A 370-nucleotide genomic window follows, 5' to 3' on the forward strand; every position below is an offset into this window, starting at 1 on the left:
CCGATTTGAGATTGTCGTAGCGGACATGCCTGGTCGGGACCCCGCCGAGCACGTTGAAGGCGTGCGTGTGGCCCTCGAAGAACGCCTCCTGCCCCGCACTGATCGAAACCCGGTGCACCGCCTTCCCTGAATACGACAGACGCAGCGAGAACAGGTAGCAGATCACCAGCTCCCCGCGGAGCTTGACGCTGACCTCGCCGAAGTCGACCTCCGCCTCCTCACCCGGCCGGTGCACCTGCGGAATGAACACCGTCGCCGGTGCCCGCCCGGCCTCGACGGCGATCTGCGGTTTCCGTTCGGCGACGTAGGCGCGGACCCGCGCATAGGAGACATCCGTCATGCCGTGCTCATCCATCAACCGAGTGTGGAT

General features: G+C 65.4%; 1 pseudogene. It reads right to left on the minus strand.

The features are described 5' to 3' along the window. Positions 1–370, minus strand: a pseudogene (locus tag AXK60_RS25380) (IS21 family transposase); the annotation flags it as partial.

Source organism: Tsukamurella pseudospumae, assembly GCF_001575195.1.
GTDB lineage: Bacteria > Actinomycetota > Actinomycetes > Mycobacteriales > Mycobacteriaceae > Tsukamurella > Tsukamurella pseudospumae.